The organism is Phascolarctobacterium faecium (genome assembly GCF_003945365.1).
GTDB lineage: Bacteria > Bacillota > Negativicutes > Acidaminococcales > Acidaminococcaceae > Phascolarctobacterium > Phascolarctobacterium faecium.
Window position 1 is genome coordinate 2364075 of sequence record NZ_AP019004.1, and the last position, 15288, is coordinate 2379362.

Below are 15288 nucleotides of genomic sequence, written 5' to 3' on the forward strand. Positions count from 1 at the left end.
TCAAACCTCCATTCCTGCAGCTTTAGCATATGACAGGATGGACATTGCTCTTGTAACCATTGGTTTATCAATCATTTTCCCATTAAGCGAAGTAACCCCTGAAGCATTTTTTAGTGCGTCTTCATATGCGTTTAAAATCTCTTTAGCAGACTCTATTTCTTTTATAGTTGGTGTGTACAGCTCATGTACCACGCCAATTTGATTAGGATGCACTACTGATTTCCCCGTATAACCTAATTGCTTACCTAGCTTAACATCAGCTCTAAACCCTTCGGTATTTTTAATATTACTATAAACATAATCCATTGCCATAATTCCCGCAGCATGTGCGTTCAACGAAATCAAATTCCTTGCAAATAATATCTCAGATGCATCTTCGGAACGTTCCATACGCATATCTGTACGGAAATCTTCTGCGCCTAATCCGATTGCCAGCATACGTTTGGAAGCGCTGGCTATTTTATAAGAATTTACTACCCCCAACGCAGTTTCGATACTGGCAACTATTTTAACAGCCCCAATCTCAATAGCATGTTTTTCTTCTATCTCAGTAATCAATACATCTAATTTTTTTATATCTTCCGCAGTCTCTGCTTTTGGTAATCTAAGAAAATCCGGCTGCAAAGGAACCATACTACTTACATCATCTTCATAATATGGTGAATCCGCTTGATTAATTCTTATCCCAACCCTGCAATCCGGGCGATTATACTGCAAAGCATATTTTACTAAAATTCTGGCACTGTCTTTCTCAAAAATTGATACTGAGTCTTCCAAATCATAAATAATACAATCAGGACGATAAATTTCAGCACCTATAATTTTTTTAGAGTCATTGCCTGGCACAAAAAACATCGTTCTATAAAGAGAATTCATGTTAATACTCCTTTTCTGATAAAAATCTTTGTATTGCCGTTTCCAGTCTGGCTCTTATTACAAAATCCAGGGCACCATGATCTTCAATCAGCACACGCGCATTTCCCAAATTGGCTGCTGCTAAAATTTCCTTGACACTTTTTTCAATAGACTGTCCATATTTAACTAGAACTTTACTGGTGATTTCTATTTTTACACCGTCACTTTTAGTAATTTCCAATGTTATTAAAGCGTCGCCTTTATTAGCTGTTCCCGTAGTTATTTCATGACCTCTGAACACCATATTCACACCGCCTTTTTATGTTTTATCCTAATTCAATTATATATACTTTCCAGATATATGAAAAATAGGCATTTTCGATGTTAATCATCAAAAATGCCTATCTCAAAAGCTCCTGTAAATATTAATGATTTCTCTGAAAACTGTCAAAATCAGAATCAATTACAAATTCTAAAAAGACTTTTGGTAATCTTAAATCGAGCAGCTCTTTTTTATAAATCAGCCATGTTTTTCTTTCCAGCTTAGAACCGTTCTTATGCACTAAAGGAATAGAATATAGTTGAGGATATTCTTCAATTAAAATTGATGGCAAAATTCCATACCCCAATCCGTTGAAAACCATTTCTTTACAAAGATCCAAATTACTGACCCGCGTACCAATAATAGGAGAATCCTCAAAAGTTTCATGCCACCAGCCATCAAGTAAATTTTGATAATATTGGTCTGTATCATAATCTACACGGACCATATGGGGAAGATCCTCCAGTTTAAACGGCTGAGCAGCTACGGCACACACATGATTCGTAGTTAAAAGTACGCGTTCGTCCTCCCGCCAGTCAAAATCATTTCTTACAAAACCGAAATGAATTCCCAAGGAACTGGCAAGGCTTATAACATCACTGCTTTGTGCAATCTGTACATCAAATTTCGTTTTGGGATACATATCCTGGAATCTACCCAGCAGCTTTGGCAAAAAATATCTGGCAAGGATACTTGGAGCAGCAATACGCAGGGTTCCTGCAACATCTTCCTGCATATTGGTAATAGTTTCTCTCAGCTCCTGCATTTCGCCAAGTATATGTTCAGCAAATTTTACCGTATATTCTCCGGTTTCAGTAAAAGTTATACCTTTGTTGCCGCGATATAATAATTTCGTTCCTAAAGACTCTTCAATTTGTTTAATCCGGGCAGTCAATGTCGGCTGAGACATATACAAAACTCTTGCCGTTTTTGTTATATTTTTTTGTTCATACAGTGTTTTGATGATCTGCCAGTCCCGTTCTTCCATAATGCACCGCCTAATATACAACCGTAACTTTCGTTAATTATATCATGTCCGTACCCATATATTCATATAAAATAAGCAACTATAATTCTTTTATTTACTTTTAATATCACAATTACGCCCGGCTCTTAACAAAGCACTGGAACGGCTCCCACCTATATACCGCTCTACTTTATATCCAAGCTCTAAATATTTCTCTAAATCTGCTCCTGTCATAATTCCCATTTCCTTACACATATTTATCAAGTCTTCAGTAGCAATATTTCCTGAAGCTCCGGGAGCAAACGGACAACCGCCCAAGCCTGCAAAACAAGCGTCATAATTTGTAATTCCTGCCATTAATCCTGCTAAAACATTGGCTAATCCCATACCACGTGTATTATGAAAATGCAGTACCCATTCGATATCAGGAAATAATTTTTTTATATGAACTCCATACTCATAAACTTGCAGAGGATTAGCCATCCCCGTCGTATCTGACAATGATATTTCCTGAATTCCTAATTTTCGCAGCTGAAAAATAATATTGACCACTTGTTCTAATGGTACAATTCCATCTATAGAACAGCCAAAAGATGTTGATATAGCGCCAGACAGCACTATTTTTTTCTGTTCAGCATATTCAGCCAGTTCAGCAAATGACTTTACAGCTTCCTCCGGAGTTTTATTCATATTTCTCAAGCAATGTGATCTACTGGCCGAAACAGTTATTTTAGCTTTACTGAGACCAGCAGCTTCCGCCCTTTTCAATCCCTGCATATTGAAAATCAGCCCTCTGTACTCAACGCCCGCTTCTCTGTGCAGTCTTGCAGCGATCTGATCTGTATCAGCCATCTGCGGTACTGCTTTAGGATTGACAAAAGATCCGATTTCAATAACTTTTATACCTGCTTCAGCTGCTGTTTCAATCAGTTCCAGCTTTTGTTCGATCGTCAGAAATACTTTTTCATTCTGCAGACCATCCCTCGGCCCAACTTCACAAATTTTAATAAAATCAGGTAAACTTTTCATCTTAAATCACTCTTTCTGCGTGCAGCTCTGCACATACCGACTGAGAAAACCCCAACAGCCCTTCATATATTTCATCATTATGCTCACCAAGCTGTGGCCCTACCCATTTAATTTCGCCTGGGGTTTCACTGAATACAGGTGTTATCCCCGGCATTTTTATTGTTCCCAATACTGGATGAGACATCTCAACAATATCATTTCTTGCGGCATAGTGCGGATCAGCAAAGATATCTTCGATACTGTAAACTAAATTTACAGGCACCCCAGCTTTATCTACAATCTCTTTCAGCTCAATATACTCTTTACTGCCTATCCAATCACTAACTATTTTATCCAGAGAATTGTCGTTGGTTACTCTTGCCCTCATCGTTTCATAGAGCGGATTTGTCATCAAGTCTTCTCTGTGCATTGCTCCAGCCAAATATTCCCAAGTTCTGTCAGTACTGCAGACCAAAACTACCCACTTACCGTCTTTAGTTTTATACGTACCTCCAGGACTGGAAGTCCCATTCAATTTTGGTTTTCTCTCCCTTATAATACCGTTCTTATCATAATCAGCGCACAATATTTCCATAAACCTAAAAATACCTTCATATAAGCTTACATCTATTTCCTGTCCTTTGCCATGAAGGGCATCCCGGTGATATAAAGCCATCATAGTACCCATAGCTGTATATAACCCTGCAATATAATCTGTAAGCGAAAAAGACGGGCTGACCGGAGGCCTGTCTGGGTATCCCGTAATATATGTCATTCCTGAAAAAGCAGTCGCCGGTGTTCCAAAACCAGGAATATTTTTGTAAGGACCTGTTTGACCATAACCTGTCACATGGCTGAGGATTATATCCTGTTTCCTTAATTTCATCGCCTCATAACCAATGCCCCACTTATCTAATGTCCCAGTTCTAAAATTTTCAATTACAACATCACTTTTTTCTACCAGCTGTAAAAATATTTCTTTACCCTTTTCCGTACGCAGATCTAAAGTAATTGATTTTTTATTTCTGCCCATACAGGCAAAACGCATAGCCTGCCCTTCATGATATGGTCCCAGTCTGCGAAAAGGATCTCCTCCGTCCGGCATCTCCACCTTAATAACTTCAGCGCCAAAATCAGCCATCAATCCAGCGGCAAATGGTGCAGCTATTACTGTTGAAATATCTAAAACCCTGACACCTTCCAATAATTTCATACTAATACTCCTCTCATAAAGAAATACTGCGATACACAATTTCTCCACCAGTAATAGTCAGCTGCGGTACAAGCACTTCTCTGCCTATTCTTGTTTCCTTCTGTGTATCACTGAAGCAGATATATTTATCACAACGTTTTAAAATTGCCACATCCGCAAGAAATCCTTCCTGCAGTTGTCCGATTTCGCTTTCCATCCCCATAATCTTTGCCGGAATGCTGGTACAACGCGCAATAATTTCCGGCAGCGGCATTTTTAAGAACAAATACTTTGACATCAGATACGGCATTGAAAACACCGGATCTTTAAACAAAGTTTTTACTGTCAAATCAGTAGAGATGATATCCGGATAAAAGCCTTCAGCTATAGCTTTCTCCGCTACTTTAAATGACCAATGATTGCCTCCATTAGCCGCATCAATAATAACGCCGCGTTTTTGCGCCTCACGAACCGCTGGGAGCACTTTGCCATTATTATCCAAAATCGTATATCCTGTACCATGATAACAATGAGCCAAAACATCGTCAGGACGCAAAAGCTTAACAACTGTTTCCATTGCCTCAGGAGGATTTGTCACATGTACTGCCAGTCTGGTTCCCAGCTTTTCAGCAACATTAACTGCCTGTTTTAAAACATTGATCCCTAAATCGCCAACTATTTCTTTACTGATCCTTATTTTTAATCCCAGCAAAATATCATGGTGCTCTGTCAAAACATCCCTTAATCTTCCAACATCCCAACATGACGGCTCAACATTTTCATGATATTTCATCGTAGCAAGCCCTGCAGGGCAGAGATTCACAAAAGCTTTGATACGCATTTTAGAGCGTTGGATAACATCTTTTTTAAAGCATTCAAAATTTGCAATACCGGTACTACCTGCATCAACAGCAGTTGTAACACCTTGCGGTATAAAACTTAAATCAGGTTCTATTCCTATCTCTGTCCCGTCCGCAAAAACATGACTGTGGAAATCGATCAACCCGGGAACAACCAAATTTCCTGAAGCATCGATAACAATATCAGCGCCCGTAAAATTTTTAGCACTGGCTATTCTTCCGCTTTGGATATAAACATCACGCTGTTCCTGGGTTTTAAATATTGGATCTACAACAACACCATTTTTGATAAGAATATTTTTCTTCATCATTTTACCCTCCTTTAATTTACTGCTTAACAGCAAATAATTTTTTCGTTTCTCTGGCAATCATAAGTTCTTCATTAGTTAAGATCGTCCAAATAGCAACGTCAGAATCAGACTTGCTTAAATCCGCATCCTCTCCGCGCACTTCATTTTTCTTCAGATCCAGATGTGCTCCAACAACTTCCAGCCCACTGCATATTTTAGCGCGCATGTACGGTGAATTTTCACCAAGCCCAGCAGTAAAAACTATTGCATCCAGACCTCCCATTGCAACCACATAACTTCCGATGTATTTTCTTACCTGATAGGCAAAGACATCTATTGCCATCTGTGCTCTCTGGTCTCCTATCTTAGCTGCACTTTCCAGATCTCTAAAATCACTGGATAATCCTGACAATCCAAGTATCCCTGATTTATTGTTCAAATATCTATATACCTGCTTACCAGTCATATCCTCCTGTTCCATAATAAAGGGAATAATAGCCGGATCAATCTCTCCGGACCTTGTTCCCATAATCAAACCCTCCAAAGGAGTAAAGCCCATGCTGGTATCAATTGATCTCCCATCTTTAACAGCAGCAACACTGGCTCCATTTCCCAAATGGCAAGTAATTATTTTCATTTTCTTAAGGACACGGCCTATTTTCTGCGCTAATGTGTCCGCAACATACTGATGAGAAATTCCATGAAATCCATACCGCCTGATACCATATTTTATATACAATTCATAAGGCAGCCCGTAAAGATAAGCTGTTTCCGGAATAGTCTGATGAAATGCTGTATCAAAAACTGCAACCTGCATAACACCAGGAAATAAATCCTGACAAATTTTTATTCCTTCCAGATTTACAGGATTATGCAAAGGAGCTATGGTTATGCAGGAACTGATTGTTTTCAGTACTTCGTCATTTATAACAACCGACTCTTTAAACCTTTCCCCGCCATGTACCACTCTATGTCCAATACATTCTATCTCTTCCAACGACGCAATAACCCCGTAATTTTCCTGTACGATACTTTCTAAAATCAACTGGATCCCAGTTTTATGATCAGGTATGGTCCTTTTGATTTCAATGACATATTCGTGCTTTCCAAGAAATTTTAAAAGGCTTCCATCCATTCCTATGCGTTCTACTTGCCCTTTAGCCAATAACATTTCGTTTTCCATTTCCAGCAGTTGAAATTTAATAGAGGAACTACCGCAGTTTATCACTAACACTTTCATAATATCAGCGCTCCAAATTGTATAATTTCCTTAAATTCATTATATTCTAAGCCTCATTAAATGAAAAATAGGCAATTTCTATATTGAATATAGAAATTGCCTATTACAAATTTTGATGTCACTATTCAGTTAAAATATTTCAAATATAACTATTCTTTCTTTTCGCCGCTTTCAGTTTCATAAGGCCAGCTGCTCATGCTTCCTTCCAGGCTTTGGACATTTTTATAACCTAAGGCCCGCAGCATAGTTTCAGCTTCATAACCACGCAGATTGATCTGACAGGAACAAACAAGTTTAGCGTCTTTATCAGCCAGCACATTCTCGGCTTCACTGCGCACCTTGCCCAAAGGTAAATTGATGATATTAGCACAGCCAGCGATACGGTTACTTTTATATTCTCCCGGAGTGCGCACATCTACCAAAGTATATTCACCGCTTTTACGCAATTCTTTAAAATCTTTCGGATTAATACTGCGCAGGCGTCCTTCTATTTTATTCATCAAAACATTGGCGGCTGTCGCAATATTATCTATTGGCCCGTTAAAAGGCGGCGCATATGCGAAATCAATATTGCTCAAATCTTCTAATGTCGCTCCGAAGTTCATGGCAGCAGCCAAAGCATCTACACGTTTATCAACGCCGCCGGTTCCTACAACCTGAGCCCCTATAACCTTCTGAGTCTTAATTTCCGCCAGCAGCTTCAGCACCAAACGCTGCGCGCCGGGCATATAACCTAATCTGTCAAATCCAGGTACGACCACAGACTCAAACTCAATCCCTGCGGCTTTGGCCGTTTTTTCGTTCAAACCCGTACTTCCGGCTTGCCAGTTCAATATCTGACAGATCCCTGTTCCTAAAACACCGGGATATTTTATCATGTCACCACAAATATTGTCCGCAATAACACGTCCATGTTTATTCGCAGTGGAACCCATTGGTGCAAATATTCTTTTCTTGCTGATAAGATTCATATTTTCTGCACAGTCACCGCCGGCATAAATATCAGGATCACTGGTCTGCAAATATTCATTAACAGCAATCGCCCCGCTTGTACCTAGCTCCAGTCCGGCAGCACTTGCCAACTCTGTATTCGGGCGTACACCTACCGCCACAATAACCAACTGAGCCGGAATCGTACGTTTATCAGTCTTTACTGCTGTAACTCGTCCATTTTCGCCTTCAAAACCCAGCGTCTTTTCTTCCAGATATAACCTGATACCGGCTTTTTCTAATGGTTTCTTAACTAAATCAGCCATTTCCAGATCCAGCATCTGCGGCAGAATACGATCCTGCATCTCTACAATATTTACAGTCAGCCCCTGCTTATGAAAAGCCTCCGCCAGTTCCATGCCTATCAAGCCCGCCCCAACGATAACGACATCGGTGACTTTATAAGCTTCCATCTCTTCCTTAACCTTTAGTGTCTCCCAGGGGAACCAGAAATTATGTATCCCTCCCAGTTCAGCTCCAGGTAAAGACAGCTTTACAGGCGTAGCCCCAGTCCCTAACACTAATACGTCGTATGACATTTCCTGTATTGCCCCAGTTTCTTTATCCATTACGGTTACCGTTTTATTCGCGCGGTCTATTTTTTGAGCTTCATGCCCGGTAACAACATCAAAGCCTTTAACATTTTTAAAAAATTCCGCATCACGTGCAAACCCCTGCGGTGTATGAGTAAAACTGGAAAAATCCTTTACATCTCCGCCAATGTAATAAGGAAAACCGCAGGCTCCATAACTTACCTGCTGTCCACGTTCCACTACTGTGATTTCTGCGTCCTTATCTCTGCGGCGCAGGCGTGAAGCTGTTTTCATTCCAGCAGCAACACCGCCAATAATCACTACCTTTTTAGCCATTCTGATCGCTCCTTCCAATAAAAAAATTCCTTATATACTCATTATATACGTAAACAAGGCTGTGTTCAACGAACACAGCCTTGTTTTACAGAAATCTTTACTTTTTTAATACTTAGGAAACCTGCTCAATATCAATTACACCATTCTTCAGGACTACTCTTACAGTTTCACCGCTCTTGATCTCTCCGCTGACAATTTTTCTTCCCAGCAGATTTTCAACAGTATGTACGATCAAGCGTTTTAAAGGACGGGCACCAAAAGCGGGGTCAAACCCTGTATCTGCCAGATATGCCACAGCTTCATCACTGCATACCAGCGTCAGATCAAGCTGTTTTTCCAGTCTTTCACCAAGCTCTTTCAGAATCATTTTCACGATATCATTAATCTGCTCTTTTTCCAAGGCCTTAAAGACCACGATATCATCCACACGATTCAAAAATTCCGGTCTGAAGAACTGCATCAGCATACTCTGGATATCTTCTCTGGAAATTTGTCCCTGCTTTTTCATGATCTCGGCCGAACCAAGATTACTCGTCATAATAATCAACGTGTTTTTGAAATCAACATTGCGTCCCTGTCCGTCGGTCAACCGGCCATCATCCAGTACCTGCAGCAGTACATTAAACACATCAGCATGTGCTTTCTCGATTTCATCCAGTAAAATTACAGAATAAGGATGGCGACGCACTGCTTCAGTCAGCTGTCCGCCTTCATCATAGCCTACATAGCCTGGAGGTGCACCGATAAGACGGGAAACAGTATGTTTTTCCATATATTCACTCATATCGATACGAATCATATTGCGTTCGTCGTCAAACAATATCTCGGCTAAAGCCTTAGCCAGCTCTGTTTTGCCAACGCCGGTAGGACCAAGGAAAATAAATGAGCCGATCGGACGATCAGGATCTTTTATGCCGGCACGGGCACGAACGACAGCTTCGCTGACAGCCTTAACCGCATCGTCCTGACCGACAACGCGCTGATGCAGGATATCTTCAAGATGTACGAGCTTTTCGCGTTCGCCGCCGCTAAGACGCGAAACAGGGATCCCTGTCCAAGTACTGACCACCTTAGCGATATCTTCTTCATCTACTTCTTCTTTCAGCAGCACATTCTCTTTATCATTTTTATTGTTTGCTTCGACTTCTGCAAGTTCCTTCTCCAAAGCCGGCAGCCGTCCATACTTAAGTTCTGCCAGTTTATTCAGATCATAGCTGCGCTCAGCGCCTTCCATTTCCTGTTTAACGGCATCGATCTCTTTTTTCACTTCGCGCACACGGGCAATAGAAGCTTTTTCGCCGTCCCAGCGTTTAACGAGCTCTTCATTTTCCTTTCTCAGCTCAGACAGCTCTTCTTCAATTTTCACCAGCCGTTCTTTAGACTGCTCATCCTGTTCTTTGCCAAGGGCCTGAGCCTCGATCTCCAGCTGCAGTATCCGCCGCTTACTTTCGTCAAGCGCTGCCGGAAGCGAATCGATCTCGGTCCTCAATCGTGCTGCCGCCTCATCGACCAGATCAATCGCCTTATCAGGCAAAAAACGATCGTTGATATAACGGTTACTCATTACAGCAGCCGCAACTAAAGCCGCATCCTTAATCCTTACACCGTGATGCACCTCATAACGTTCTTTCAATCCACGCAGAATCGAAATCGTATCCTCAACGCCTGGCTGTTTGACCATTACCGGTTGGAAACGACGCTCTAAAGCGCTGTCTTTTTCAATATACTTGCGGTACTCATTTAATGTAGTCGCGCCGATACAACGCAATTCACCGCGGGCCAGCATCGGTTTCAGTATGTTACCCGCATCCATGGCTCCTTCGGCTGCACCAGCACCAACCACGGTATGCAGCTCATCAATAAACATAATGATCTGTCCTGCAGAATCGGAAATAACCTTCAAAACCTTTTTCAAACGTTCTTCAAACTCTCCGCGATATTTAGCACCAGCAACCAAAGCTGCCAGGTCTAAAGCGTATAAAGTCTTGTTTTTCAGATTTTCAGGTACATCACCTGCTACGATACGTCTTGCCAAACCTTCAGCGATTGCCGTTTTACCAACGCCAGGCTCACCTATCAGCACCGGATTATTTTTCTTACGACGCGATAAAATTTCAATTACACGGCGAATTTCCTCATCACGGCCAATAACTGGATCCAACTTGCCTTCCATCGCTTTAGCAGTAAGATCCTGTCCATATTTTTCAAGTGTCTGTTTGCTTTCTTCATCAGCTTGCCCATTAGTATAAGCCATATACAAGCCCTCAACCTTTTTCTTATCAATACCATACTTTTTAAGCAGAGAAACAGTCTCGCTGTCACCGTCACCGGCTAAAGCTGCAACCAAATTGCCAACATTCACTTCACCTTGACCGGCGGCCTGCGCTGCCAGCCCTAATACTCTGGCTAAAGCTGTGCTCATCACCAGCTGACGATCCTGTCCCTTTACAGAAGGAATGCGCTGCATCAACGCTTTAGCCTCCTGTGCAAAGTTTCTTTCATCTGCCTTGACATTAGCGAGTAAAAATCTGAAAAAACCTTCACTGCTGCTTAAGGCCACCAAAATATGCGCACATGACAGCTCCTGCTGATAATTCATTACAGCCTGCTGCTGCGCTGCTTCCAAAATACTTTTTACTTCTTCACTGTAGCGTTCCTGCATATCGCTACACCTCCTGACTATCATCTAATTTAGAATTTATTAACTTATTTTTACAGAAAATTTTTATCGTCACGCAGGGAAACTAAACTCTGCGGCGAATAAACCAATTAAGTAAGCTGCTTTTGCATAGTAAACGAGATAATATCTCTCTACGCCAATGGGCTTCTGCACTTGTTGCTGACCTGTATCATTCAATATCAACCAGCAAATCATCAAAGTAATATAATATGGAGGCAAGTATGAATACATCCATGATCGTTTACAGATTGTTTGACGTCGCCGACGAAATCAACCTGGACCTTGTACAGGCCCTGTGGACCAGCCGCAATAAAATAGCTTCACGTCTGCGTCTGGACAGGATCTCGACAAAATCCATTACCTTTAAAGACCCGCCTGTTTTGGTAGAACTTGGTTCACACGAAATGGAACTTGGCGGCAAAACCTATCTGGCTGAAATCAAGGCCCGTATTTTTGATTTGGGAGTTATCAGCCTGATTATCAGAATCCCATTTGAAGACGATGTAACTTACGACGAATATCTCGATATGGCTATCGTCAGCGAAAATATGCCGGAAGACGAGATCCATCATTATCTGGACGCCGTTCTGGAAACGATTCGTCCCGCCTGCTCAAACGAGCGTGTTTCGGATTTCGACGAAGACTTTGTTGTTTATTACTTCAAAGAGAATATCCCTGACTGGGATCTGGTCCCGCTGCTACTTAAAGATAGAACCCCTGTCAGTGAACAAACTCGCAGGGAAACACTGGAAAATCGCTTCTCCTATGCCGACGACATTACTTATCTGGCCTGGGATTCAGCCGTAGTTTACGACCAAAGTGGAAGCCTTGACGTTCCTGATCTGCTTGAATTTGCCAATGCACAGTTTTTAGAGCTGCGCTATTATGATAACGCTCTCAACAATGCCATTGATAAAACCTATGATGAACTTGAAGAAGCCAATATGACCAGTAAAGCAACGCGGCTCGAAAGCTATCGCCAGATCCGCGGTAACCTGATGGAACTGATGGCCGATGTCAGCAGTCTCACCAGCAATATCAACAATGCCCTGCAGGTAACAGAAGATATTTTCTATGCACGTATCTACACTCGATATCTGTCGTTGCTGCGCGCTTCTGTCTGGAAAGACAATATTGAAAATAAAATCCACGTTATCCAGCGCAGTTATACACTGCTCAATGAAGAAGTATCCATGTACCGCTTCGAACTGCTGGGACTGTTTGCCATGGGCCTTTTAGGTTTGATTCTTTTAACTAATCTTTATATAGCTTTTAAGTAGGATAATTCGCAAGGAAGCTGGCATCGCCGGCTTCCTTAATTTTTATTATAAACGCCAAAAGTCAAAAAGTCAAATATTTTTATTATTATTTTAATTCATCAAAATCTTGACAAACATATATGCAAGAGTACAATAATAGTTATTCTATACAAATTGAGGGGAAAATTTATGACAGCTGGTTCTATTTTACGTGGTATCGCTATTCTGCTGGCTCTGCAATGGGTCAGTGTTTTGTTTTTGCAGGCCCTGCACATTGCTTTTCCACCGGCACTGCTTGGTATGATCCTGTTGGCTGTTTTGCTTTTGGCAGGTGTCATCCGTGAGGAAAGCGTCGAAGACGCCTGTACTATCCTGATCGAAAAGATGGGCATGCTGTTTTTACCAGCCGGTATCAGTATGCTGCTTTATCTCGATATTATTAAAGCTGAAAGCATCGCAATTTTTATCACAATCATCGTCAGCAGTCTGATTATTCTTATTACTACTACAGCTTTTGTCGAGCTGGTTTCCAAACACAGCAAAGGAGGAAAACATTGATGTTCTTTCCCGAAGCCTTATTAAATTCACCCATGTTCGGCATTGGACTGACCATTATCGTTTACGTCTTCTGCGAACTGATCGTCAATCGTTTTGAGCTTAACATTATTCCACCTTTCGTACTGGCCTGCCCTATTATTATGGGCATCATTTATTTTCAGTCACCTCATATAACTTATGAACAATACGCTGCCGGAGCAAACTTCATAAACTTCCTTTTAGGACCGGCTACAGTAGCTTTGGCACTCCCTTTATACCGTAACCGTCAGACCCTTAAAAACAATCTTGCCGTCATCGTCAGCGGAGTTGTTGTCGCTACAGTCATCGGCATTGTTTCCATCTTCGTCTGCGGAAAGCTGTTTGGCGCCAGCGAACAGGTTCTGCTTTCTCTGATTCCCAAATCAGTAACAACGCCTATTGCCATGGATATTTCCAGTGTCATTGGCGGTATCCCCTCCTTAACCGCTGCCTGTGTTATTTTTACAGGTATGTTTGGTTCTACCTTCAATCATAAAATTTTATCCTGGCTGGGCTTTAAAAATGATATCGCTATCGGTCTGGCTATTGGTGCCTCAAGTCACGGTCTCGGAACCAGTGCCTGCGTCAATAAAAGCGCATTGCAACTCGCCATCGGCGGTGTAGCAATTGGTCTTACCGGTATTGCTACTTCTATTTTAGCGCCACTTCTACTGCCATTGCTGACTAATTTGTTTTGAATAAAGCTTTAAATATTTAAGAAATAAAAGAGCCTGTTCTAAAAAGAACAGGCTCTTTTATCATTTTCCTGAAAGACTCATTAATTGCCCACAAAAAAACGGAAGCACCGACATGTGCTTCCGTTCTAAAAAGGAGAGATTTATGTACTATTCTTCCGCAGCTGTCCCAATTAACCGGGGAAGAAAGGCCATACCATTGGGATAACTATAATGGAAACGATAAAACAGAGTACTACCAGAGGCACACCGACTTTTACATAGTCCATAAACTTATAACCGCCAGGTCCAAGTACTAAAGTACATGGCGGAGTTCCGACCGGAGTTGCGAATGCACAGGAAGCAGCTACGCCGATCGCCATCAGTACTGCTTTCGGAGAAGCACCCAGCTGCTGAGAAATCGCTACACCTACCGGAGCCAGCAAGGCGCAGGCTGCTGTATTGGACATAAACTGCGTCAAAGTGCAGGAGATAATAAATAGTACCGAGGTCATAATGATCGGGGTAGGAGATCCACCCATCAGGCTTACTGCCCATTCAGCGATCAATTTGCCGGCACCTGTTTTATCCATAGCAGCCGAAACAGGCATCATACCTGCGAACAGGAAAATAGTTACCCAGTCAATAGCTGAATAAGCCTGCTTTTCAGTCAAACAGCCAGTTAATACACAAACCAGTGCACCAACAATAGCGGTCATTTCCAAAGAAATAGCTTTAAGGTCAAGTGCCATAACAATAATGCACACTGCTAAAATCAAACCAGAAACAATTTGTTTTTTACTGTCAGTCACAGTAGCCTCAATTTCCTGTTCAATTTCCTGGTCAGCGTCCAATTCTGCTTTCGGAAGCAAATACTTACCGATAAACATCATGTAAGCGATAACCACAAAGGTCAAAGGAATACCTATCCAGGCAAACTCGAAGAAAGAAAAGGATTCATATCCAAAGGAAGTAAGAACACCGGATACAATAATATTAGGCGGCGTGCCAACCATCGTAATAACACCGCCGATGCCGGCCGCATAAGCTAAAGGCATCAGCTGGCGGGAAGCAGGAATCTTAGCTGCAGCACAAATACCCAAAACAACGGGCATCAGACATGCTGCTGTGCCAGTGTTAGATAAACAGGAGGACAATGCTGCACTGACAACCATAATACCAAACATTAAACTGCTTTCTTTAGTTCCGGAAATTTTAACAATACCTATACCAATTTTTTGTGCCAGGCCGGTATGAAACAACGCCGCACCCACAACGAACATACCTGCAAAAAGCACTACCGTTGAATCCGAAAGGCCTGAAAAAACCTGTTGAGCCGGAATAAATCCCAAAAGCCCGCAGGCTATAGCTCCTCCCATTGCAGTAATAGCCAGAGGAATAAGTTCAGTAATAAATAATAAAGCCACTATTGCCAAAACAATTAAACATTTTACTGCCGACGACATACTTTCACCTCAGTTTCAAATAATTTTGTAAAACAGCAAA

13 protein-coding genes are annotated in these 15288 nt (G+C 41.6%); 3 read left to right on the top strand and 10 right to left on the bottom strand.

The annotated features are described in order from the left end of the window. From PFJ30894_RS11390 to clpB, 9 genes are all read right to left on the bottom strand, one after another. Window positions 1-876 carry an aldolase/citrate lyase family protein gene (locus PFJ30894_RS11390; protein WP_125669865.1) on the bottom strand — a complete coding sequence of 292 codons (876 nt, stop codon included), beginning with the start codon at window positions 874-876 and terminating at the stop codon, window positions 1-3. Window position 877: 1 nt separating this feature from the next. Then, the gene (gene citD, locus PFJ30894_RS11395; protein ID WP_113078229.1) at window positions 878-1159 is read right to left on the bottom strand and encodes a citrate lyase acyl carrier protein; all 282 of its coding nucleotides are present in this window, start codon (window positions 1157-1159) and stop codon (window positions 878-880) included. Between the two features lie 121 nt (window positions 1160-1280). After that, window positions 1281-2165, bottom strand: a complete 885-nt coding sequence (locus tag PFJ30894_RS11400; RefSeq protein WP_021716981.1) for a LysR family transcriptional regulator — start codon at window positions 2163-2165, stop codon at window positions 1281-1283. Window positions 2166-2255: 90 nt separating this feature from the next. Then, window positions 2256-3173, bottom strand: a complete 918-nt coding sequence (locus tag PFJ30894_RS11405) for a hydroxymethylglutaryl-CoA lyase (protein WP_125669866.1) — start codon at window positions 3171-3173, stop codon at window positions 2256-2258. Between the two features lies 1 nt (window position 3174). Continuing rightward, window positions 3175-4365 (bottom strand): CaiB/BaiF CoA transferase family protein, encoded by a 1191-nt coding sequence (locus tag PFJ30894_RS11410; protein WP_125669867.1) that lies wholly within the window; start codon window positions 4363-4365, stop codon window positions 3175-3177. A 13-nt stretch (window positions 4366-4378) separates the two neighbouring features. Continuing rightward, window positions 4379-5515, bottom strand: a complete 1137-nt coding sequence (locus tag PFJ30894_RS11415) for a metallo-dependent hydrolase (protein WP_113078226.1) — start codon at window positions 5513-5515, stop codon at window positions 4379-4381. A gap of 16 nt (window positions 5516-5531) precedes the next feature. Next, entirely contained in the window at window positions 5532-6734 is a 1203-nt protein-coding gene (locus PFJ30894_RS11420; protein ID WP_046430900.1) for an acetate/propionate family kinase, read from the bottom strand. Between the two features lie 149 nt (window positions 6735-6883). Continuing rightward, complete coding sequence (locus PFJ30894_RS11425; protein WP_125669868.1) at window positions 6884-8593, bottom strand: FAD-dependent oxidoreductase; 1710 nt, start codon at window positions 8591-8593, stop codon at window positions 6884-6886. A gap of 112 nt (window positions 8594-8705) precedes the next feature. Continuing rightward, window positions 8706-11255, bottom strand: a complete 2550-nt coding sequence (gene clpB / locus PFJ30894_RS11430) for an ATP-dependent chaperone ClpB (RefSeq protein ID WP_021716975.1) — start codon at window positions 11253-11255, stop codon at window positions 8706-8708. 239 nt (window positions 11256-11494) lie between these two features. On the opposite strand from clpB, the gene PFJ30894_RS11435 reads away from it, so the two are divergent. From PFJ30894_RS11435 to PFJ30894_RS11445, 3 genes are all read left to right on the top strand, one after another. Beyond that, window positions 11495-12553, top strand: a complete 1059-nt coding sequence (locus tag PFJ30894_RS11435; RefSeq protein ID WP_046430898.1) for a hypothetical protein — start codon at window positions 11495-11497, stop codon at window positions 12551-12553. 168 nt (window positions 12554-12721) lie between these two features. Next, the gene (locus PFJ30894_RS11440; protein ID WP_125669869.1) at window positions 12722-13090 is read left to right on the top strand and encodes a CidA/LrgA family protein; all 369 of its coding nucleotides are present in this window, start codon (window positions 12722-12724) and stop codon (window positions 13088-13090) included. After that, window positions 13090-13806 carry an LrgB family protein gene (locus PFJ30894_RS11445; protein ID WP_021716972.1) on the top strand — a complete coding sequence of 239 codons (717 nt, stop codon included), beginning with the start codon at window positions 13090-13092 and terminating at the stop codon, window positions 13804-13806. The genes PFJ30894_RS11440 and PFJ30894_RS11445 overlap by 1 nt, the downstream gene beginning before the upstream one ends. 170 nt (window positions 13807-13976) lie before the next feature. Here the strand turns inward: PFJ30894_RS11445 and PFJ30894_RS11450 are convergent, their stop codons facing one another. Further along, window positions 13977-15248 (bottom strand): SLC13 family permease, encoded by a 1272-nt coding sequence (locus PFJ30894_RS11450; RefSeq protein WP_021716971.1) that lies wholly within the window; start codon window positions 15246-15248, stop codon window positions 13977-13979. Window positions 15249-15288 lie beyond the last annotated feature (40 nt).

Bases quoted from the DNA above. Each gene is read 5' to 3' on its own strand.
- PFJ30894_RS11390 (WP_125669865.1), bottom strand. From the start codon at position 876: ATGAATTCTCTTTATAGAACGATGTTTTTTGTGCCAGGCAATGACTCT.
- citD (WP_113078229.1), bottom strand. From the start codon at position 1,159: ATGGTGTTCAGAGGTCATGAAATAACTACGGGAACAGCTAATAAAGGC.
- PFJ30894_RS11400 (WP_021716981.1), bottom strand. From the start codon at position 2,165: ATGGAAGAACGGGACTGGCAGATCATCAAAACACTGTATGAACAAAAA.
- PFJ30894_RS11405 (WP_125669866.1), bottom strand. From the start codon at position 3,173: ATGAAAAGTTTACCTGATTTTATTAAAATTTGTGAAGTTGGGCCGAGG.
- PFJ30894_RS11410 (WP_125669867.1), bottom strand. From the start codon at position 4,365: ATGAAATTATTGGAAGGTGTCAGGGTTTTAGATATTTCAACAGTAATA.
- PFJ30894_RS11415 (WP_113078226.1), bottom strand. From the start codon at position 5,515: ATGATGAAGAAAAATATTCTTATCAAAAATGGTGTTGTTGTAGATCCA.
- PFJ30894_RS11420 (WP_046430900.1), bottom strand. From the start codon at position 6,734: ATGAAAGTGTTAGTGATAAACTGCGGTAGTTCCTCTATTAAATTTCAA.
- PFJ30894_RS11425 (WP_125669868.1), bottom strand. From the start codon at position 8,593: ATGGCTAAAAAGGTAGTGATTATTGGCGGTGTTGCTGCTGGAATGAAA.
- clpB (WP_021716975.1), bottom strand. From the start codon at position 11,255: ATGCAGGAACGCTACAGTGAAGAAGTAAAAAGTATTTTGGAAGCAGCG.
- PFJ30894_RS11435 (WP_046430898.1), top strand. From the start codon at position 11,495: ATGAATACATCCATGATCGTTTACAGATTGTTTGACGTCGCCGACGAA.
- PFJ30894_RS11440 (WP_125669869.1), top strand. From the start codon at position 12,722: ATGACAGCTGGTTCTATTTTACGTGGTATCGCTATTCTGCTGGCTCTG.
- PFJ30894_RS11445 (WP_021716972.1), top strand. From the start codon at position 13,090: ATGTTCTTTCCCGAAGCCTTATTAAATTCACCCATGTTCGGCATTGGA.
- PFJ30894_RS11450 (WP_021716971.1), bottom strand. From the start codon at position 15,248: ATGTCGTCGGCAGTAAAATGTTTAATTGTTTTGGCAATAGTGGCTTTA.